General features: G+C 71.5%; 15 protein-coding genes and 1 riboswitch. Of the genes, 9 read left to right on the forward strand and 6 right to left on the reverse strand.

Going from position 1 to position 20,506, the window contains the following annotated elements; translation table 11 throughout:
- Positions 1-15: 15 nt before the first annotated feature.
- From nuoL to nuoN, 3 genes are read left to right on the forward strand one after another with little or no spacing between them, the layout of a single operon-like run.
- Positions 16-1,986 carry an NADH-quinone oxidoreductase subunit L gene (gene nuoL / locus AC27LF_RS21265; RefSeq protein ID WP_479659166.1) on the forward strand — a complete coding sequence of 657 codons (1,971 nt, stop codon included), beginning with the start codon at positions 16-18 and terminating at the stop codon, positions 1,984-1,986.
- 5 nt (positions 1,987-1,991) lie between these two features.
- On the forward strand, positions 1,992-3,563 hold the full coding sequence (locus AC27LF_RS21270) for an NADH-quinone oxidoreductase subunit M (protein WP_479659165.1): 1,572 nt from the start codon (positions 1,992-1,994) through the stop codon (positions 3,561-3,563).
- Positions 3,560-5,209 (forward strand): NADH-quinone oxidoreductase subunit NuoN, encoded by a 1,650-nt coding sequence (gene nuoN / locus AC27LF_RS21275; RefSeq protein ID WP_479659164.1) that lies wholly within the window; start codon positions 3,560-3,562, stop codon positions 5,207-5,209. The genes AC27LF_RS21270 and nuoN overlap by 4 nt, the downstream gene beginning before the upstream one ends.
- Positions 5,210-5,278: 69 nt before the next feature.
- Here nuoN and AC27LF_RS21280 read toward each other — a convergent pair whose 3' ends face one another.
- Entirely contained in the window at positions 5,279-5,878 is a 600-nt protein-coding gene (locus tag AC27LF_RS21280) for a Uma2 family endonuclease (protein WP_479659163.1), read from the reverse strand.
- A gap of 188 nt (positions 5,879-6,066) precedes the next feature.
- On the opposite strand from AC27LF_RS21280, the gene recQ reads away from it, so the two are divergent.
- The gene (gene recQ, locus AC27LF_RS21285; RefSeq protein WP_479659233.1) at positions 6,067-8,085 is read left to right on the forward strand and encodes a DNA helicase RecQ; all 2,019 of its coding nucleotides are present in this window, start codon (positions 6,067-6,069) and stop codon (positions 8,083-8,085) included.
- A gap of 55 nt (positions 8,086-8,140) precedes the next feature.
- On the opposite strand, the gene AC27LF_RS21290 is transcribed toward recQ, so the two are convergent.
- On the reverse strand, positions 8,141-9,079 hold the full coding sequence (locus tag AC27LF_RS21290; RefSeq protein ID WP_479659162.1) for a M56 family metallopeptidase: 939 nt from the start codon (positions 9,077-9,079) through the stop codon (positions 8,141-8,143).
- A 636-nt stretch (positions 9,080-9,715) separates the two neighbouring features.
- Complete coding sequence (gene fahA, locus AC27LF_RS21295) at positions 9,716-10,936, reverse strand: fumarylacetoacetase (RefSeq protein ID WP_479659161.1); 1,221 nt, start codon at positions 10,934-10,936, stop codon at positions 9,716-9,718.
- A gap of 237 nt (positions 10,937-11,173) precedes the next feature.
- On the opposite strand from fahA, the gene AC27LF_RS21300 reads away from it, so the two are divergent.
- From AC27LF_RS21300 to AC27LF_RS21310, 3 genes are all read left to right on the forward strand, one after another.
- Positions 11,174-11,506, forward strand: coding sequence for a hypothetical protein (locus AC27LF_RS21300; RefSeq protein ID WP_479659160.1), 333 nt, complete (start codon positions 11,174-11,176; stop codon positions 11,504-11,506).
- A 24-nt stretch (positions 11,507-11,530) separates the two neighbouring features.
- Positions 11,531-12,739 (forward strand): NAD(P)-binding domain-containing protein, encoded by a 1,209-nt coding sequence (locus AC27LF_RS21305; protein WP_479659159.1) that lies wholly within the window; start codon positions 11,531-11,533, stop codon positions 12,737-12,739.
- Positions 12,740-12,852: 113 nt separating this feature from the next.
- A complete protein-coding gene (locus AC27LF_RS21310; RefSeq protein WP_479659158.1) occupies positions 12,853-13,659 on the forward strand; it encodes an HAD family hydrolase in 807 nt (268 codons plus the stop codon).
- A gap of 9 nt (positions 13,660-13,668) precedes the next feature.
- On the opposite strand, the gene AC27LF_RS21315 is transcribed toward AC27LF_RS21310, so the two are convergent.
- From AC27LF_RS21315 to AC27LF_RS21325, 3 genes are all read right to left on the reverse strand, one after another.
- A complete protein-coding gene (locus AC27LF_RS21315; RefSeq protein WP_404029377.1) occupies positions 13,669-14,160 on the reverse strand; it encodes a transglycosylase SLT domain-containing protein in 492 nt (163 codons plus the stop codon).
- Positions 14,161-14,163: 3 nt separating this feature from the next.
- Positions 14,164-14,347, reverse strand: a riboswitch (cyclic di-AMP (ydaO/yuaA leader).
- A gap of 295 nt (positions 14,348-14,642) precedes the next feature.
- The gene (locus AC27LF_RS21320; RefSeq protein WP_479659157.1) at positions 14,643-14,768 is read right to left on the reverse strand and encodes a hypothetical protein; all 126 of its coding nucleotides are present in this window, start codon (positions 14,766-14,768) and stop codon (positions 14,643-14,645) included.
- On the reverse strand, positions 14,746-16,881 hold the full coding sequence (locus tag AC27LF_RS21325) for a CocE/NonD family hydrolase (protein WP_479659156.1): 2,136 nt from the start codon (positions 16,879-16,881) through the stop codon (positions 14,746-14,748). The genes AC27LF_RS21320 and AC27LF_RS21325 overlap by 23 nt, the downstream gene beginning before the upstream one ends.
- 236 nt (positions 16,882-17,117) lie before the next feature.
- On the opposite strand from AC27LF_RS21325, the gene AC27LF_RS21330 reads away from it, so the two are divergent.
- Together AC27LF_RS21330 and AC27LF_RS21335 are read left to right on the forward strand one after the other, a co-directional pair.
- Positions 17,118-18,128 (forward strand): polyprenyl synthetase family protein, encoded by a 1,011-nt coding sequence (locus AC27LF_RS21330; RefSeq protein WP_479659155.1) that lies wholly within the window; start codon positions 17,118-17,120, stop codon positions 18,126-18,128.
- A 1,159-nt stretch (positions 18,129-19,287) separates the two neighbouring features.
- On the forward strand, positions 19,288-20,484 hold the full coding sequence (locus tag AC27LF_RS21335; protein WP_479659154.1) for a LolA family protein: 1,197 nt from the start codon (positions 19,288-19,290) through the stop codon (positions 20,482-20,484).
- Positions 20,485-20,506 lie beyond the last annotated feature (22 nt).

A 20,506-nucleotide genomic window follows, 5' to 3' on the forward strand; every position in this document is an offset into this window, starting at 1 on the left:
GGGGCGCTGGACCGTATGAACGCAGAGAACCTGATCGCGCTGCTGATCGCGGCGCCCCTGCTCGGAGCGGCCGTCCTGCTGGTCGGCGGCCGGCGCCTGGACGCCGTCGGCCACTGGGTCGGCACGGTCCTGTCGGCGGCCTCCTTCGTGATCGGCGTGATCCTCTTCACCGACCTGCTCGGCAAGGACGCCGAACACCGCACCCTCACCCAGCACCTGTTCAGCTGGATCCCGGTCGAGGGCTTCCAGGCCGACGTGGCCTTCCGCCTCGACCAGTTGTCGATGACGTTCGTCCTGCTGATCACCGGCGTCGGCTCGCTGATCCACCTGTACTCGGTCGGGTACATGGAGCACGACGAGCGCCGCCGCCGGTTCTTCGGCTATCTGAACCTGTTCCTCGCGGCCATGCTGCTGCTCGTCCTCGCCGACAACTACCTGCTGCTGTACGTCGGCTGGGAGGGCGTCGGTCTCGCCTCCTACCTGCTGATCGGCTTCTGGCAGCACAAGCCCAGCGCGGCGACCGCGGCGAAGAAGGCATTCCTGGTCAACCGCGTCGGCGACATGGGCCTGTCGATCGCGATCATGCTGATGTTCACCACCTTCGGCACCTTCGCCTTCGGCCCGCTGCTCGGCACCCACACCGAACCCGGTCTCGCGGGCGACGCCACCGAGGGCAAGCTCACCGCGATCGCCCTGATGCTGCTGCTCGCCGCGTGCGGCAAGTCCGCACAGGTGCCGCTGCAGTCCTGGCTCGGGGACGCCATGGAGGGCCCGACCCCGGTCTCGGCCCTCATCCACGCGGCGACCATGGTGACCGCCGGTGTGTACCTGATCGTCCGCTCGGCGGCGATCTTCAACGCCGCGCCGGACGCGCAGCTCGTCGTGACCGTCGTGGGCGCGGTCACACTGCTGTTCGGTGCGATCGTCGGTTGCGCGAAGGACGACATCAAGAAGGCGCTGGCCGGTTCGACGATGTCGCAGATCGGCTACATGGTGCTGGCGGCGGGCCTCGGCCCGATCGGCTACGTCTTCGCGATCATGCACCTGGTGACGCACGGCTTCTTCAAGGCCGGGCTGTTCCTCGGCGCCGGTTCGGTCATGCACGGCATGAACGACGAGGTCGACATGAGGAAGTACGGCGGCCTGCGGAAGTACATGCCGGTCACCTTCGTCACCTTCGGCCTCGGCTACCTCGCCATCATCGGCTTCCCGGGTCTGTCCGGCTTCTTCTCCAAGGACAAGATCATCGAGGCGGCCTTCGCGAAGGGCGGCACCGAGGGCTGGATCCTCGGCGGCGCGGCCCTGCTCGGCGCGGCCATCACCGCGTACTACATGACCCGCGTGATGCTGATGACGTTCTTCGGAGAGGAGCGCTGGCGGCACGCCAGGACCGCCTCACCGGCGGAGCCCAGCGTGGAGCCCGCCGCCGAGCATCGCGGCGAACACGCCGAACCGCACCCGCACGAATCACCCAGGGTCATGACGATCCCGATGATCGTGCTTGCTGTCGGCTCGGTCTTCGGTGGTGCGCTCTTCAGCGTCGGTGACCGCTTCCTGCACTGGCTGGAGCCGGTCACCGGCCACTCGCACGGCGATTCACCGGTCAGCGCCCTCACCGTCACCCTCTCCACGATGGTGGTGCTGGTGATCGGCGTCGCGATCGCCTACGCGCAGTACGGCCGCCGCCCGGTCCCGGCCCTCGCCCCGCGCGGCTCGCTGCTCACCCGGGCCGCCCGGCGCGACCTGCTCCAGGACGACTTCAACCACGTCGTCCTGGTCCGCGGCGGAGAGCACCTGACGCGCTCCCTGGTGTACGTCGACCACACCCTGGTCGACGGGGTCGTCAACGGCACGGCGGCCGGATTCGGCGGTCTTTCCGGACGGCTGCGGCGCCTTCAGAACGGCTTCGCGCGCAGTTACGCGGTCTCGATGTTCGGCGGTGCGGCACTCCTGGTCGCCGCGACCCTGCTGATGAGGGCGGTCTGATACCGATGTCCTTTCCCCTGCTGACAGCGACGGCGGTGCTCCCGGCCGTCGGGGCGGTCGCCACGGCGGCCGTGCCGGCCGCGCGACGCACCGCCGCCAAGTGGCTGGCGCTGCTGGTCTCGCTCGCCACGCTCGCCCTGGCGATCGTCATCCTGGTCCGCTTCGACCCGGGCGGCGACCGCTACCAGCTCACCGAGTCCCGCACCTGGATCAAGGCATTCGGGGTCAGGTACGAGCTGGGCGTGGACGGTATCGCGGTCGCCCTCATCGCGTTGACCGCCCTGCTGATCCCGTTCATCATCCTCGCGGGCTGGCATGACGCCGACCCGCTGGAGACCGGCAGCCGCCGCTGGCGGCCCACCCAGGGCTTCTTCGCCCTGATCCTGGCCGTCGAGGCGATGGTGATCATCTCCTTCGAGGCGACCGACGTCTTCCTCTTCTACATCTTCTTCGAAGCCATGCTGATCCCGATGTACTTCCTCATCGGCGGCTTCGGGGACCGTGCCCACGAGCACGGGGAGAAGACGGCGGCGACGCAGCGGTCGTACGCCGCGGTGAAGTTCCTGCTCTACAACCTGGTCGGCGGTCTGATCATGCTGGCCGCGGTGATCGGGCTCTACGTGGTCGCCGGGAACTTCAGCCTCCAGGAGATCGCGCAGGCGCGGGCCAACGGCTCACTGCACATGGCGACCAGCACCGAGCGCTGGCTGTTCCTGGGCTTCTTCTTCGCGTTCGCGGTGAAGGCGCCCCTGTGGCCGCTGCACACCTGGCTGCCCAACGCCATGGGTGAGGCAACCGCCCCGGTCGCCGTCCTCATCACCGCGGTCGTCGACAAGGTGGGCACCTTCGCGATGCTCCGCTTCTGCCTCCAGCTGTTCCCGGAGGCGAGCAAGTGGGCGACGCCGGTCATCCTCGTCCTGGCCCTGATCAGCATCATCTACGGGGCGCTGCTCGCCGTGGGCCAGCGTGACATCAAGCGGCTTGTGGCCTACGCGTCGATCTCGCACTTCGGCTTCATCATCATGGGCATCTTCGCGATGACCAGCCAGGGCCAGTCCGGCGCCACGCTCTACATGGTCAACCACGGCATCTCCACGGCCGCGCTGATGCTGGTCGCGGGCTTCCTGATCTCCCGGCGCGGCTCGCGGCTCATCGCGGACTACGGCGGCGTGCAGAAGGTCGCCCCGGTGCTCGCGGGCACGTTCCTGATCGGCGGCCTGGCGACCCTGTCCCTGCCGGGCCTCGCGCCCTTCGTGAGCGAGTTCCTTGTCCTGGTCGGCACGTTCACGCGCTACCCGGTGATCGGGATCATCGCCACCTTCGGCATCGTCCTCGCCGCGCTCTACACCCTCGTGCTGTACCAGCGGACGATGACGGGCCCGGTGAAGGCGGAGGTCGCCAAGATGCCCGACCTGCGAGTGCGTGAGCTGCTGGTGGTGGCCCCGCTGGTGGTGCTGCTGATCTTCCTGGGCGTCTACCCGAAGCCCGTCACGGACATCGTCAACCCGGCGGTCAAGCAGACCATGTCCGACGTACACAAGACCGACCCCAAGCCCGAGGTGGAGGCGGCCAAGTGAGCGCAGCAGCCGTCCACAGCCTGTGGACAACCGCGGCCGACCCGATCTCGAAGATCGACGCGCCGAAGATCGAGTACGCACAGCTGTCGCCGACCCTGATCATCGTCGGCGCGGCGATCGTCGGGGTGCTGATCGAGGCGTTCGTGCCGCGCAGATCCCGTTACTACGCCCAGGTGTTCGTGTCCGTCGTGGCCCTGTGCGCCGCCTTCGCCGCGGTGGTCGCGCTCGCGGCGGACGGGTACGGCACGACGAAGGCGCACATCGCGGCGATGGGCGCGATCGCCGTCGACGGGCCGTCGCTGTTCCTACAGGGCACCATCCTGCTGGCCGGTCTGGTCGGCCTGTTCACCTTCGCCGAGCGTCGCCTGGACCCGGCGGCGCACGGCAACCGGGTCGACTCCTTCGCCGCGCAGGCATCGTCCGTACCGGGCAGCGACAGCGAGAAGGCCGCCGTGAAGGCCGGGTTCACCACCACCGAGGTGTTCCCGCTGCTGATGTTCGCGGTCGCCGGCATGCTGGTCTTCCCCTCGGCGAACGACCTGCTGACCCTGTTCATCGCCCTGGAGGTCTTCTCCCTCCCGCTCTACCTGCTGTGCGCCCTGGCCCGCCGCAAGCGCCTGATGTCGCAGGAGGCCGCGGTCAAGTACTTCCTGCTCGGCGCGTTCGCCTCCGCCTTCACCCTGTTCGGCATCGCGCTGCTGTACGGCTACGCCGGCTCGGTGTCGTACGCGACGATCGCGCAGGTCGTCGACGGCACGGTCACCAGCGTCGACCCTGCCCTGGCCAACACGATGGGCAACGACGCGCTGCTGCTGATCGGCGGCGCGATGGTCGTCATGGGCCTGCTGTTCAAGGTGGGCGCGGTGCCCTTCCACATGTGGACGCCGGACGTCTACCAGGGCGCGCCGACCCCGGTGACCGGCTTCATGGCGGCGGCGACGAAGGTGGCGGCGTTCGGCGCGCTGCTGCGGCTGCTGTACGTCGTCCTGCCCGGTCTGCGCTGGGACTGGCGGCCGGTCATGTGGGCGGTCGCGATCGTCACCATGCTGGGCGGCGCGATCGTGGCGATCACCCAGACCGACATCAAGCGGCTGCTGGCGTACTCGTCGATCGCGCACGCGGGCTTCATCCTCGCCGGTGTCATCGCGACCTCGAAGGACGGCGTCTCCTCCGTCCTCTTCTACCTGGCGGCGTACTCCTTCGTGACGATCGGCGCGTTCGCCGTGGTCACCCTGGTGCGCGACGCGGGCGGCGAGGCGACGCACCTGTCCAGATGGGCCGGGCTCGGCCGGCGGTCGCCGCTGGTCGCGGCCGTGTTCGCGGTGTTCCTGCTCGCCTTCGCCGGCATTCCGCTGACGTCCGGGTTCGCCGGGAAGTTCGCCGTGTTCAAGGCGGCGGCCGAGGGCGGCGCGGTCCCGCTGGTGGTCATCGGTGTGATCTCGTCGGCGATCGCGGCGTTCTTCTACATCCGGGTGATCGTGCTGATGTTCTTCAGCGAGCCCCGGCCGGAGGGACCGACCGTCGCCGTGCCCTCGCCGCTGACGATGGCGGCGATCGGCATCGGTGTCGCCGTCACGGTGGTGCTCGGTGTGGCACCGCAGTACTTCCTGGACCTGGCGAACCAGGCGGGCGTCTTCGTGCGCTGACGCGCGATGCGGACACACCGCGGCCCGGCACCGCTCGGGGGTGCCGGGCCGCCGCCGTCTCCTGCCGGACTACTGCGGCGCGGTACGACGCGTCCTGATCTGGGTGAGGTCCAGGTCCACGGAGAAGGGGACGTCCGTCTTCATCCGCTCGCGGAAGATCCCCACGCTGGTGTATGTGCCGGTCGTCGGCTCCAGCTCGAAGGCGTGCACGGCGGCGCGGCCCTTCTCGTTCTCGACCCGCCAGTAGTGGGGGATCTTCGCCCGGGCGTACTTCAGGGGCTTGGTCTCGCGGTCGCGGGAGACGGAGTCCTCGGAGACGACCTCGATGGCCAGGATGACGGCCCGCGCCGGGAAGCGGGTCTGTTCGGCGCCCTCCACCGCGTCCCCGCGCACGACGACCACGTCCGGTTCGGGCCGGTTCTGGCGGTCGATGTCGATGGTGAAGTCCCGCACCACCTCAAGATCCTCAGGCGCCACGGAATGAAGCCGCTCGTTGAAGAAGTCGACCGTGCGTGAGTGAAAGACGGTCTGCGGACTGACGAAGACCAGGCTCCCGTCGATCAGCTCCGTGTGCGGAGGAAGATCCGGAATCCGGTCCAGGTCGTCGGCGGTCCAGCCGCCCTCAGGCGGGATCGGCCAGCTGGAGGCGGCCACCTGTGATGCTCCCATGGGACGGAGTCTCGCCGGTTCGATCAAACTATCGGCCGGAATCGGGGCAGGTCTCCCGCGAACGTGTGAACGACGGTCGTGTCCTTGACGCGGTGGAAAGCCGGAGCCTGTGGATAACTCCGGCGCTGTCGGTCCGGGCCCCTATCGTGGAGGCAGTGGTCGAGGGACGACGTACGGGGGACACGGCGATGGGCGGGACGGGCGGGATCGGCGAGATGCCAGGGGTGACCGAGAGCGAGGCGCTGGCCACGCTGCACCGGGTCTTCGGATACGAGGAATTCCGGGGCGAGCAGGAAGCGATCATCGAGCATGTGGTGGCGGGCGGCGACGCGGTCGTCCTCATGCCGACCGGCGGCGGCAAGTCGCTGTGCTACCAGATCCCGGCCCTGGTCAGACCCGGTACCGGCGTCGTGGTCTCGCCGCTCATCGCGCTGATGCAGGACCAGGTGGACGCGCTGCGCGCGCTCGGCGTGCGCGCCGGGTTCGTCAACTCCACCCAGGACTTCGACGAGCGCCGCGTGGTCGAGGCGGAGTTCCTGGCGGGCGAGCTGGACCTGCTCTACCTCGCCCCGGAGCGGCTGCGCCTGGACTCCACCCTCGATCTGCTCTCCCGCGGCAAGGTCTCCGTCTTCGCGATCGACGAGGCGCACTGCGTGTCCCAGTGGGGCCACGACTTCCGGCCCGACTACCTCGCCCTGTCCCTGCTCGGCGAGCGCTGGCCGGAGGTCCCGCGGATCGCGCTGACCGCCACGGCCACCCGCGCCACCCACGAGGAGATCACCGGCCGGCTGAACATGCCGTCGGCCCGGCACTTCGTGGCCAGCTTCGACCGGCCCAACATCCAGTACCGGATCGTGCCCAAGGCCGACCCCAAGAAGCAACTCCTCGCCTTCCTGCGCGAGGAGCACGCGGGGGACGCGGGCATCGTGTACTGCCTGTCGCGCAACTCGGTCGAGAAGACGGCGGAGTTCCTGAGCCGCAACGGCATCGAGGCGGTGCCCTACCACGCGGGCCTGGACGCGGGCACGCGCGCGGCGCACCAGGCCCGGTTCCTGCGGGAGGACGGCCTGGTCGTGGTGGCGACGATCGCCTTCGGCATGGGCATCGACAAGCCGGACGTGCGCTTCGTCGCCCATCTCGACTTGCCCAAGTCCATCGAGGGCTACTACCAGGAGACGGGCAGGGCGGGCCGCGACGGACTCCCCTCCACGGCGTGGATGGCCTACGGGCTCAACGACGTCATACAGCAGCGCAAGCTGATCCAGTCCGGCGAGGGCGACGAGGCGTTCCGCCGCCGGGCCGCCGCCCACCTGGACTCGATGCTCGCGCTGTGCGAGACGGCCGGCTGCCGCCGCGGCCAGCTGCTCGCCTACTTCGGGCAGGACCCCGATCCGGCGGGCTGCGGCAACTGCGACACCTGCCTCACCCCGCCCGAGACCTGGGACGGCACGATCGCCGCCCAGAAGGTGCTGTCGACGATCGTGCGGCTGCAGCGGGAGCGCGGGCAGAAGTTCGGCGCGGTGCAGATCGTGGACATCCTGCTCGGCAAGCGCACGGCGAAGGTGATCCAGTTCGACCACGACCAGCTGTCCGTCTTCGGCATCGGAGAGGAGCTGACCGAGGGCGAGTGGCGGGGCGTGGTACGGCAGTTGCTGGCCCAGGGGCTGCTCGCGGTCGAGGGCGAGTACGGCACGCTGGTGCTGTCCGAGGCGAGCGGCTCGGTGCTGCGCGGGGGCCGGGAGGTGCCGCTGCGCAAGGAGCCGAAGAAGCAGGCCGCCGCGCGCACGACGTCCTCCGCGTCCGGCCGGGGTGAGCGCAAGCCCAGGGCGGCCGCGGCCGAGCTGCCCGACGAACTGCTCCCCGCCTTCGAGGCGTTGCGTGCATGGCGCGCCGAACAGGCCCGTGAGCAGGGTGTTCCGGCCTATGTCATCTTCCATGACGCGACCCTGCGGGAGATCGTCACCAGATGGCCCGGCTCGGTGCGGGACCTCGACACGGTGAGCGGCGTCGGCGAGAAGAAGCTGGCGACGTACGGGGAGGGCGTGATAGCGGTGTTGTCCTCGCTCGGCGCGCCGACCGCGGCAGACCCGACCGTCACCGCGCCCGCGCCCGCCGGCCCGGCTCCGGCGGGCGGTGCGGCGGCGGAGGACGGTGGCGGGCCCGACCCGGACGCCGAGCCCGAGCCCGAGCCGGAGGGCTGGTTCTAGGCGGGCACCGGGGGCACTTGCCCGGGGCACGGTTCCGCCCATGGCCCGGGGTGTGTCAGGACAGTGCCGTCAGCCCCGGGGCGAAGGTGATCAGCAGCGGCAGCAGGGGCACCAGTGCGGCCACCGTCGTCGTCAGGGCCCGGTGCCTGCGCAGCAGCCGGGGCGGCGGCTCCAGCAGGCGGTCCACGCGTTCACCCAGCAGGCGTCGGCTGGAGGCGCAGGACAGCACCCCGCGGTGCTGGTTCAGCTCGATCAGGGCGAGGGCCGTGGTGAGGTGGCCGCAGCGGCGTGACGCCGTGTCGTCGGCGGCCAGCTCGACCAGCCGGTGGGTCTGGTCGCAGAAGTGGGCGAACAGCGGTACCCGGGGAAAGCCGGTGGCCAAAGCGGTGGACAGATGCAGCAGCCAGTCGTGATGGGCGCGGGCGTGGCCGCGCTCATGGGTGAGGACGGCGTCCAGCTGGTGGTCGGTGAGACGGTGCAGCGCCCCGGTGGTGACGACCAGCTGCGGCGGATGGCCCGGCATCCACCAGGCGTCGGGGTACTCGTCCTCCAGCACCAGCATGGGCCCGCGGGCCGTGGGCAGCCCCGCAGGCAGGTCGGGGGCGCGTTCGCGCAGGTGCGCGCGGGTCCGGCCGCGCCGTCGGCGTGCCTCGGTCAGCTCACGGGCCAGCATCGCCGTCGTCCACGCGGCACCGCACGCCAGCAGCAGGGTGAGGGCGACGGCCCAGACCGGGGCGGTGGACAGGTCGTAGGCGGCGGTGACGGCCGGCGGAGCGGGGGCGAAGACCTGGTCGCGCACGGTGTGGAAGACGGCCGCGGCACCCAGGGTCAGCGCGGCCAGGCAGCACAGCAGCACGGTGGCGACCAGGCACTGCCACACCCACAGGGCGACCACGGGTTCCCGCTCGGTCCAGGCCGCCCGGGTCAGCGCGCGGGGTGCCGGCACGGCGGACGTCACGGCGACGACGCTCAGCAGGAGCAGGCAGACGGTCATGCCAGGGGCTCCGGTTCCTGGTCGGAGGAAGGGGCGGGTGCCGGTGGTGCGCGGCAGTCGGTGCGTCGGGTATGCGGTGTCCCGCCCGCAAGTATGACGGCGATGGGCGGCCGGAGTCAGGGGTCGACGCCGAACAGACCCCTCACCTGTTCCGGTCCGCCCGAGCGCCACGGCCGGCCTGAGCCCTACCGTCCGCCCGAGCCTCGCCGTCGGCCGAGCCGCGCTGCCGTCGCGTGCCCTGCCGCCGTCGCGTGCGGGTGCGACGGCCGGCCGAGCCCCGCGGTCGGCCCTCGCCCCGCCCGGTCCCCGCTCTGCCGCCGGCCGAGCCCCCCGTCGGCCCGCGTCCTGCCGCCGCCCCGTACCTTGCCGCTGACCCGAGCCCCGCTGCCGGAGCGCCCTTGCCCGGGCCCCGCCCCGCCTCCGGCCCTCACCCCGCCTCCGGCCCTCACCCCGCCACCGGCCCTCGCCTCGCTACCAGTGCGCGCCCTGCTGTCGGGCCCGGCCCCGCTGTCGGTCCCGTCCTGCTGCCGGGTCGCGGTTCGCCGGCGAGCGCGAGCCACTGCCGGGCGGCGGGTCGGGGCGGTTGCCGAGGGTGGTCGGTGTCGAGTGGGGTGGGCGTCAGGAGATCGGTCCGGGTCACGTGTGGGCGGTCACACGGCCGGTGACGTCGCCGAGTCCCACCCGGGTGCCGCCGGGGCCCGGTGCCCAGGCGGAGAGGGTCACCACGTCCCCGTCCTCCAGGAACGCCCGCTTGCCGTCAGGGAGTTCGAGCGGGTCCTGGCCGTTCCAGGTCAGTTCGAGGAGCGAGCCGCGCTGGTCCGGCCCGGGCCCGCTGACCGTTCCCGACCCGTACAGGTCGCCGGTGCGCAGCGAGGCGCCGTTCACCGTCAGATGCGCCAACTGCTGTGCGGCGGTCCAGTACATGGTGGAGAACGGCGGTTCGGACACCACGTGACCGTTGATCGTGACGGTGATCCGCAGGTCGTAGCCGCCGGGCTCGTCGCCGGAGCCGGAGTCGTCCAGATACGGCAGCAGGGGATGGGTGCGCGGCGGCGGTGCCACCCGGGCGTCCTCCAGGGCCTCCAGCGGGGTGATCCACGCCGACACGGAGGTGGCGAAGGACTTGCCGAGGAACGGCCCGAGGGGGACGTACTCCCATGCCTGGATGTCCCGCGCGGACCAGTCGTTGAGGAGGCACAGCCCGAAGACGTGCTCCCGGAAGTCGCCGAGCGCCACCGGCTCGCCCCGCGTGGACGGCACGCCGACCACGAAACCGACCTCGGCCTCGATGTCCAGCCGGACCGAGGGGCCGAAGACCGGTGCCGGGTCCGTGGGGGCCTTGCGCTGGCCCGACGGCCGCACGACATCGGTGCCGGAGACCACGACCGTGCCGGAGCGGCCGTGGTAGCCGATCGGCAGGTGCTTCCAGTTCGGGGGCAGCGAGTCCGGGGCGTCGGGGCGGAAGATCCGGCCGACGTTCCGGGCGTGGTGTTCGGAGGAGTAGAAGTCGACGTAGTCGGCGACCTCGAAGGGGAGGTGCAGAGCCACCGACGACAGGGGGTGGAAGAGCGGTTCGATCGTCTCCCGGTGGGAAGGGACCGTCAGCCACGCCGTCAGGGCGCGCCGGACGTCCGACCACGTGGTGCGGCCCGCGGCGAGCAGCGGGCCGAGGGTGGGCCGCGCGAGCAGCGAGACATACGGCGAGCCGAGCGCGGCGGCCGCGGCGCCCGCGTCGAGCACATGGTCGCCGAGCCGCACGCCGACCCGCCGTTCCTGGCTGCCGGTGGGCGAGAACACACCGTACGGAAGATTGTGCGGTCCGAAGGGATCGCCCTCGGGGACGTCGAAGGGGGGCATGGGTGCTGCCTCGCTCTCATCCGTGCCGTGCATGGTCATGTGTGCCGTGGATCGCGGCCCACGTTACGGGTGAGTTGCCTCCCTGGGCAGTGTCTGAAGAGTGTGCAATGCCCGAATAGGCCCTGTTGTCGGAGGGGACAATTCCGGCTTAGCGTCCTTTGGGGGGACACGGGCTGGGTGGGTCCGGTCCCGTGGGGGAAACACGTGGGGGGATCCGTGCCCAGGAATGCCGTCAGCGTGCCGTTCCATGCGGACCGTGAAGTGCACGCCCTGATCGCCGAGTTCGCCCAGGTCGCCCACCGCCGCGGCGGCGGCACGACACCACACTCGCCGCACGCGCCGGACCCGCCGCACTCGCCACTCACACCGCACGCGCCGGACCCGCCGGACCCGCTGTGCGGGGCGGGGCCGGCCCGGTTCGCCGGTGAGGTTCCGCTGCCGTTCCTCACGACGGCCGCACCTTTCGTGCGGCCGGGCGTCGAACACCTCTGTCAGATCTGTCAGATCTGTCAGATCTGTCAGATCCGGCGGACCGGCTGCCGCGGCAGTACGACCACCGCCACGAAGTAGGCGTCACGACCGGGGAGGGACCACGTGATCCAACCGGTAGCAGTCATCGGTGCCGGACCCTTCGGCCTGTCCACCGCTGCCCATCTCAAGGCGCGCGGGATACCCGTGCGCGTCTTCGGCAACCCCATGGCGAGCTGGCGTGACCACATGCCCGCCGGGATGCTCCTGAAGTCGGCCCCGGCGGCCTCCAGCATCGACGCCCCGCAGCCCGGCCACACCCTGGCCGACTACTGCGACGCGGCGGGCATACCCCGGCTGGTCGCCGACGAGGACATCGTCCCCGTCGAGACGTTCATCTCCTACGGGGAGTGGTTCCAGCGGGAGCTGGTGCCCGACCTGGAGCGGGTCAGGGTCGCCTTGGTCGAGCGGAGTCCCGGCGGCGGTTTCGACGTCAGGCCGGCCTCGGGCGAGTCGTTCCGGGCCCGCGCCGTCGTGATCGCCACGGGACTGTCGGGCCTGTCCCATCTGCCCCCGGTGCTGGCCGCCGCCGCGGCGGACGGACCCGCCCCGACGGGCCCGGTCTCCCACAGCTCTCAGCACCATGACCTCACCCGGTTCGCCGGCAAGGAGCTGATCGTCGTCGGCGCCGGGCAGTCCGGGCTGGAGACCGCGGCGCTGGCGGCCGAGGCGGGCGCACGCGTGCGCCTGGTCGCGCGGCGCCGCGTCGGCTTCGATGCTCCGCCGTGGCACCGGCCGCGGCTGCGTCCGGAGTCGCCGTTCGGCCGCGCCTGGTCGCTGTGGGCCCTCGGCCGCTACTCGCACTCCTATCGGCGCCTTCCCGCGCACACCCGGCACTACCTGGTCCGCCGGGTGTGCGGCCCGCTCGGCGCCTGGTGGCTGCGGGAGCGCTTCGAGGGCAAGGTGCGGGTGGCGGAGATCGATCGCGTCATGGGCGTGGAGGCCCCCGACGGCACGCCGGTCCTCACGGTCCGCACCCGCACCGGAGCCACCGGCCGGTTGCCAGCCGACCATCTCGTCGCGGCGACCGGCTACCGCGTCGACATAGCCGCGATGGGCTTTTTGAGCCAGGGGATCCGAGCCGGGCTCGCCGCCAGCCGGGGCACGCCGAAACTCGGTCCCGGCTATGTCTCCTCCATCCCCGGCCTCTACTTCACCGGTCTGCCCGCCGCGGCCTCCTACGGTCCGGTGATGCGCTTCGTGTGCGGCACCGAGTTCGCCTCGCCGCGCCTGGCGCGGCACCTGGCGCAGCACCTGGCGGAGGCCCGCCCGTGAGGCCCGTGCCTGAGGCCCGCGCCACACCCGACGCGCGGGTCGCCGAGCAGGAGGAACGCAAGGGCCGCGAGGAGCGGTGAGTCGCGGCGGCCCGCTGTCCGTATTCTCTGGTCATGGCCGCTCCTCCCGCATATTCACTCGTCGCCACCGACCTTGACGGAACGCTCCTGCGTGGCGACGACACGCTCTCCGACCGGTCCCTCGCCGCGCTCGCGCGCGTGGCACGGGCCGGCGCCCGGCACCTGGTGGTCACGGGCCGCCCGGCGCCACGGGTGCGGCCGTTGCTCGACACGCTGGGCCGCGGGGGGCTCGCGGTGTGCGGACAGGGCGCGCAGGTGTACGACGCCGCCGCGGACCGCCTGCTGTGGTCGGTCACCCTGGACCGGGAGTTGGCCGAGACCGCGCTCGGCAAGATCGAGGCCGAGGTGGGGCAGGTGTACGCGGCCGTCGACCAGGACGGGGTGAGCGGCCTCACGCTCATCGAGCCCGGGTATCTGATGCCGCATCCGACCCTGCCCGCCGTCCGCGTCGAGCGGCGCGACGATCTGTGGTGCGCGCCCATCAGCAAGGTGCTGCTGCGTCACCCCGCCCTGTCCGACGACGAGTTGGCGGCGACGGCGCGCGCGGTCGTGGGCTCCCTGGCGACCGTGACGATGTCGGGGCCCGGGACCGTCGAGTTGCAGCCCTGCGGTATCACCAAGGCCACGGGTCTGGCACTGGCCGCCGAGCACCTTCGGCTGGCGCCTGAAGGGGCCGTCGCCTTCGGTGACATGCCGAACGACATCCCGATGTTCGACTGGGCCGCCCACGGGGTGGCGATGGCCGGCGCCCACCCCGAGCTGAAGGCGGTGGCCGACGAGGTCACCCTGTCGAACGAGGACGACGGCGTGGCCGTCGTCCTCGAAAGACTGTTTCCGTGACGGGGTGTGTCAGTAGGCGCCGTTGACGTTGTCGATCGAGCCGTAGCGCTTGGCGGCGTAGTTGCAGGCGGCCGTGATGTTGGCGACCGGGTCGTAGATGTCGTACGACGTCCCGTCCACGTGGTAGGCGTTGAACGTCGGGTCGATCACCTGGAGCAGGCCCTTGGACGGGATGCCCTTGGCGGCGTTGGAGTCCCAGAGGTTGATGGCCCGCGGGTTGCCCGAGGACTCGCGCATGATGTTGCGGTGGATGCCGTTGTAGGTGCCGGGGATGTTCTTCTCCGCCATGATGGCGAGCGATTCGCGGATCCAGCCGTCGAGGTTGTCCGGGTACCCGGCAGGCGTCGTGCCGGCCGTCGTCACGGTCGCGGGAGTGGCGGCGTGGGCGCCGGTGGCGCCGAGGAGCGGCAGGGCGAGCACGGCGGCTCCGGTGCCGGCCACGGCGAGGGTGCGGACGAGGCGGTTGGTGCGGGGGCGGCGGTGCCGAGCGGCTGCAGACATGGCGATGTTCCTCTCCGGCGCCTGCGAGGTGAGCTGTCGGGTTCGGGCTGGGGAGATGCCCGGCCGGCCGCCGAAAGGCGACGCGACTTCACCCCTAGCCGTTCCGGTCGGCTGTGCCGTCCGGCCCGGCGGCTTACCTGGGTCCCCCGCTCCTGCCGTACGAAATGTGGTTCGTCGATGGGTCAAGTCGGGTGGCGGCAGGATTCGGCGTCCATCCGACTGGCCCGGAAGCTATGCGACCGCACATGTCGGAAACAAGTGGTGGATTCCCTGCTCGTACCAATTGACATGCGATTGAGATGTATGGGTCGCTTGATCCTTTGCTATTGCCAAGCATCAACTCGGCATTCGGGAAAGGGCGGTGGGGTCCGCGGCCGGGGTGCCGTGGCACGATGAAGGGTGACTCACGTCACTCCCCTCGAAGCTCAAGTGCATTCGGTGTCAAGGGGAATTGGGGTGCTAATAGCGGCAAATCGGGCACTTCATGTCATGGTCCGCGGAATTCGCTTCTCCCAGGTCCGGTGGAAGACCACTTCGCCGCCCGTCGTGCAGACCATCTCGTCGGCGGTGACGAAGTGGCCGACGTCACAGGAGATCTCCGAACGCACCTGGACCGTCGTGTCCCACGGCAGATCCGGGCGGTGCAGCCGCACCGAGCGCTCCGAACGGGCGCGGGCCGACAGCGGGTCGTTCCCGGCGATCGAGTACGCCTCCGTCGCGTCCTCGGTCCACTCCAGACCGTCCGGGTACGCGCGCGTGCCCTCGCGGCACGGGGACACCTCCAGCCGCCACTCGTCCACGGCGACGTCCCGCACCACGAGCCGCCCGGGGCGCGGCCCGTCCAGCGTGACGGACTCGCCCGCGCCCAGCGGCTCGGCCCTGCTCGGGTTCCTCGAAGACGACCGCCGGGCCCGACGCCCTGGTTCGCACCGGCAGTTCGAGCGAACTGCCCGCCGGGTCGAGCGTGCAGCCCGCCGCCGATTCGGGCCAGGGCCAGACCCACGGCCAGTACGCGGAGGAGACCGCGAGGCGGATGCGGTGACCGGGCGGGAAGGCGTACCCGGCGCCGCCCAGTTCGACGATCGCCTCCTTCGCCTCCTGGGTGCCGCCCGGGGGCGCCACCTCCTGCGAGCCGTCCTGTGAACAGGGCCCCGCTTCCTGCGTGTCGCTCGGTGATCGGGGCGCCGCCTCCTGGTGGCCGGGCGGCGCCAGGTCCAGTACGCCCCTGGCGACCAGGGTCGACGCGCCGTCCGGGGCGACGTCGCAGACCCGGATGACCAGGTGCGTCCGCGGCGTCGGCCGGACCAGACGCAGCCGCACCCTGGGCCGCCCGAGCACCCAGGTCTCCTCGGTCACCGCGAAGTCGAAGCAGACGGACCGTCCGTCCTCGGCCCGCTGGTCGGGCGGCAGGTCGGCCTCGTCGCCGACGGGGCGGAACCGCCCCGCGTCCACGCCGGTGTGCAGGGGCGAACGCACCAGGACCGGGGTGCCTGGGAGGTCGTGGGCGACGCTCGTCACGTTGGGGGACGGCCAGGCGGGTTCGCCGACCCAGCGGCCCGGGAGGGCGGCGCGGGCCGCGTCCGGGCGGTGGGACTCGACGACGTACGCGCGCAGGACCGGTTCGGACATCACCGGACGCGCGCCCACGGAGCCACGGGGAGCGGCGGATACGGAGCCACGGGGAGCGGCGGATACGGAGCCACGGGAGGCGGCACGCACGGAGGTGTCGGAAGTGGCGAGTACGGAGCCGCGGGGAGTGTCTGCCGCGGAGCCGCGGGGAGGGCCGGACGGTGGGCCGCAGGGAGGGCCGGACGGTGGGCCGCCCTTCAGCCAGTGGTCCCACCAGCGCAGGGTCTCCTGGAGGAAGCCGATCGCCGGTCCGGGTGACAGGTCCCGGTCGGGGTAGTGGTGCGACCAGGGGCCGATCAACCCGCGGACGCGGTCGTGGGGCAGGTGTTCGAGCAGACGGAGGACAGTGTCGTGGTAGGGGTCGTACCAGCCGCCGACCGCCAGCACCGCCGCCTTGACGGTACCGAGGTCCAAAGGCGGGCCGGCGTGCGTGCCGGCGCTTCGAGGCGCGAGCCAGGTGTGCAGGGCCGGGGTCAGCGCCTCCAGGCGGGCCGACCAGGCGGCCTGCCAGGAGTCGCCGGCGTACCGCGGGTCGGGCGGGAGGGCGGCGGTGGAAAGCGCCGCGGCGGAACGGGCGTGCAGACGGGCCGCGGCGGCGGAACCTCCGGGGTGGTGCCCTTCGTTCTCGTAGCGGCCGTCGGGGCAGCAGACCGCGACGACCGCCTTGAGCGGCTCGGGCGCGAGGGCCGCGATCCGGAGGGAGGCGGAGCCGCCCCGGAAGATGCCGAACACGCCCACGTTGCCGTCGCACCACGGCTGTGCGGCCAGCCACTCGACGACCTCCGCCCCGTCGGCCGCCTCCGTGGCCTCCGCCGCCTGGCCCGCGCCCGCCGGGACGCCCTCGCTGCCGCCGTACCCGCGCGCGTCGACGCGGACGGAGACGTAGCCGTGCCCCGCGTACCAGGGGTGCCGCTGGGCGTCGCGCGGCGCGGTCCGGTCGGTGAGGCGGTCCGGTGCGTACTCCAGGAGGGCCGGTACGGGCTCGTCCGTCAGGGGGCGCCATACGCGCGCGTACAGCCGTGTCCCGTCGGCGAGGGGGATCCGGAGGTCCGTGTGAACGGTTTCGTAGGGGAAGCACGTACGGATGTGCATGGGCGGCGTTCCGGGGCATTAGCGGGGCAAAAGGTGTCGTATCCCCATGAGTCCATGAATATCGGATTGTATCGGCTGATCGGCAATATACCGGTCGTGATCCGATACCGCCCGGGCTGGACGGTGGGCGCTATCGGTGATCGAAACCTGACCGGATACGCTGACTTGAGTGATGGCAGCGACCTATCGACAAACCGTGTAATCGCCAGCAGACACCAGCAGACAGGAGACCCCTCGTGACCGTCGTCGGGCCGTTCGGGCTGAGCGTGCGGGACCAGGCTCTGGAAGCCGATGTCCAGGCCGGATTGGCGGCTGTCGAGGAAGGCTTGCTCGAAGCCACCAAGAGCGAGGTGCCGTTCATCACGGGGGCCGCGCAGCACCTGGTCCGGGCGGGTGGCAAGCGGTTCCGCCCGCTCCTCGTGATGCTCGCGGCGCAGTTCGGCGACCCGTACGCGCCCGGGGTGGTGCCGTCGGCCGTGGTGGTGGAGCTGACCCATCTGGCGACGCTGTACCACGACGACGTGATGGACGAGGCCGAGGTGCGGCGCGGGGTGGACAGCGCGAACACCCGCTGGGGCAATTCGGTGGCGGTCCTGACCGGCGACTTCCTGTTCGCCCGTGCCTCGCAGATCCTCGCCGACCTCGGTCCGGAGGCGGTGCGGGTGCAGGCCGTCGCGTTCGAGAGGCTGGTCACCGGGCAGATCCTGGAGACGGCCGGGCCCTCGGACGGCCGCGACCCGGTCGAGCACTACTTGGACGTGCTCGCCGGCAAGACGGGCTCGCTGGTCGCGGTGTCGTGCCGGTTCGGGGCGATGATGTCCGGCGCCGACGAGACGGTCGTGGACGTGCTCACGCAGTACGGCGAGCGGCTGGGCGTCGCCTTCCAGCTCGCCGACGACGTCCTGGACATCGCGTCGGACTCCCATGAGTCCGGCAAGACCCCGGGCACGGACCTGCGGGAGGGCATCCCCACGCTCCCCGTACTGCGGCTGCGGGAGCGGGCGGCGCGGCTGGGGCTGCCCGAGGACCTCGCGCTGTGCGAGCTGCTGGACTCCGACCTGTCCGACGACGGCCGGCACGCGCAGGCGCTGGAGGCCCTGCGCGCACACCCCGCACTGGAGCAGGCCCGACGGGACACCGTGCGGTACGCGAAGGAGGCGCGGGCCGCGCTGGCCCCACTCCGGGAGTGCGACGCGAAGGCGGCCCTACTGGAACTGTGCGACGCGGTGGTCCACAGAGCGGGATAACCACCCACCGGCCCGCCCACCGACCGGAACAACCACCGGCTGGCCCGCTCACCGGACACGACGGTCGACGAGCAACGACCATCCGGTGGGACGGCCGACGAGCGGCAACACCCACCGGGCGAAACGGCGGGTGCGAGCAGCGGTGAGCGAAACGACCGGCGCGCGGAGCGGCCACCGAGTGAGGCGAGTGGTGAACGCACCGACTACCGCGCCGACCGGGCCGGGCCCGCCGCGCCGCAGGATGCCGCACGAACGGGCCGACTACCGAGCGGGGCGACCGGCGGAACGACCAACGACCAGAACCGGCCGCCCCGGTCACCGCTCCCGGCACCTGGACCGCGTACTGACCCGCCGTCCACCTGTTCCGTCCGTTACGTGTGTCCGGGCTGCCCGCGCCCCGGCGACCTGCTGGGGCGTTCGCCGGTCGCGACCGTCCCCGGCGCCTGTCTCTTCCGGCCGTCTGAGCTGGCCGCGCGTCCAGGCCGTCCGTCCGGGTGCTCGGCTCACCGCGGCCCTCGGTCGCCTGTCGGCCCCGGCGTCCACTTGTGCCGGCGGCCGCTGGGGTGCCGCCGGTCCCGGCCGTCCCCCGCGCCCGCCCGTTCCGGCCGTCCGATCCGCCTGTCCGCCCCCCACGCCCCTCTGCCCGGACGCTGCTCTGCCCGGACGCCCCTCTGTCCTGGCCGCCTGCGCCGGATGTCCCGGCCATCCGCACCCGGGGTCCCGGCCGTCCCCACCCGTGGCCCTGGCCGCCCTCACCCGGGGGCCCGGCCGTCCGCACCAGGTATCCCGGCCGTCTGTGCTGGGCGTTCGGCCGGGCAGGCCGACCGTCCCCCCTCGGGCGTATGACTGGCTCAACCCCCCGGCGTATGACTGGCTCAACCCCCCGGCCGTCGCACGGTTTGACCGCGCTGACCTGGGAATCAGCGGGCCGCACCCCGGTTACCCCTACGGGTCGGGGGAGACGCATCCCCCGCGCGTCATACCGGAGGTGTACGTGGAGTTGCGTCCGCGGGGTGACGCATCCGCGCACCGGATTTGGTCAGATGGAAGCCACGGAAATCACCACTCCTCACCGATTCGGGTGAGAATGGCGGCTCAGGGTGGGAACAAGTGCATCGGTGCGTAGAAGGCCGCCGCCGACGACGGAGGTAAGCCACACATGGCACGGAACGAATCCGCTGACAACTCGGGCGCCGAGGAGGCCGAGGAGCTGCGCTCCGGCCGGCGCAAAGCCGCTCGGTACGTCGTCCCGGTCGCGGTCGTGGGGGTGACGGCGGCGACCATCGGACTGGTCCCGGCGCTCGCCGACTCCGGCGACCCCAGTCTGCCGAAGATCACCGCACAGCAGCTCATAGAGAAGATCGCCAAGTCGGACGTCGAGCAGCTGTCCGGCACGGTGAAGATCAGCACCGACCTGGGCCTTCCGAACCTGGGCGGTCTGGAGAACAGCCTGGCCTCGGGCGTCGCCCCGTCCGGCGACGGATCCTCGGCCGACCCGACGTCCAAGCTCACCGAGCTGGTCTCCGGCACGCACACCCTGCGCGTCGCCGCCGACGGCCCGGACAAGCAGAAGCTGTCGCTGATCGAGAGCGCGGCCGAGTACAGCCTCATTCACAACGGCACGGACGTCTGGGGCTACGACAGCAGGTCGAACGAGGTCTACCACGGCACCGCGCCCCAGGACGGCGCGGAGCACAAGAACGAGACTCCGGCCACGCCCAAGGACTTCGCCGAAGAGGCACTGAAGTCCGTCGACGACACCACGTCCGTGACGGTCGACGGCACCATGCAGGTCGCCGGCCGGGACGCCTACAAGCTGCTCGTCAAGCCGAAGCAGTCCGGCACCACGGTCGGCGCGATCAGCATCGCGGTGGACGCGAAGACCGGCCTGCCGCTGAAGTTCACGCTGACCCCGGCGAGCGGCGGCGCGGCGGTCGTCGACGCCGGCTTCACCCAGGTCAGCTTTGCCAAGCCGGCCGCCTCGACCTTCGACTTCACCCCGCCGAAGGGCGCCAAGGTGACCGAGGAGGACAAGTCCAGGTCCGCCGAGGTCCCGGAGTCCAAGTCCGGCCACGACCTCGCCAAGGGCCCGCAGGGCCACGAGGTGCTCGGCGATGGCTGGAACGCGATAGCCACCTTCGACACGGGTGAGAAGGGCGGCCTGCCGTCCGGTTCCGCCGGCGGTGACCTGGGCGGCTTCCTCGGCTCGCTCGGCGACCAGGTGAGCGGCAAGTTCGGCAAGGGCACGGTCTTCTCGACCCGCCTGGTCAACGCCCTGATCACGGACGACGGCAAGGTGTACGTCGGCGCCGTGACCAAGGACGCCCTGGTGAAGGCGGCGGACTCGGGGCAGTAAGTACCCTGCGGGCACGATGAAT

It is taken from the genome of Streptomyces diversicolor (genome assembly GCF_057537855.1).

Coding starts and splice junctions, on each gene's coding strand:
- AC27LF_RS21270 (WP_479659165.1), top strand. CDS start 1,992: ATGTCCTTTCCCCTGCTGACAGCGACGGCGGTGCTCCCGGCCGTCGGG.
- AC27LF_RS21325 (WP_479659156.1), bottom strand. CDS start 16,881: ATGCACATCCGTACGTGCTTCCCCTACGAAACCGTTCACACGGACCTC.
- AC27LF_RS21315 (WP_404029377.1), bottom strand. CDS start 14,160: ATGTCTGCAGCCGCTCGGCACCGCCGCCCCCGCACCAACCGCCTCGTC.
- AC27LF_RS21310 (WP_479659158.1), top strand. CDS start 12,853: ATGGCCGCTCCTCCCGCATATTCACTCGTCGCCACCGACCTTGACGGA.
- fahA (WP_479659161.1), bottom strand. CDS start 10,936: ATGCCCCCCTTCGACGTCCCCGAGGGCGATCCCTTCGGACCGCACAAT.
- AC27LF_RS21290 (WP_479659162.1), bottom strand. CDS start 9,079: ATGACCGTCTGCCTGCTCCTGCTGAGCGTCGTCGCCGTGACGTCCGCC.
- AC27LF_RS21335 (WP_479659154.1), top strand. CDS start 19,288: ATGGCACGGAACGAATCCGCTGACAACTCGGGCGCCGAGGAGGCCGAG.
- recQ (WP_479659233.1), top strand. CDS start 6,067: ATGGGCGGGACGGGCGGGATCGGCGAGATGCCAGGGGTGACCGAGAGC.
- nuoL (WP_479659166.1), top strand. CDS start 16: ATGAACGCAGAGAACCTGATCGCGCTGCTGATCGCGGCGCCCCTGCTC.
- AC27LF_RS21280 (WP_479659163.1), bottom strand. CDS start 5,878: ATGGGAGCATCACAGGTGGCCGCCTCCAGCTGGCCGATCCCGCCTGAG.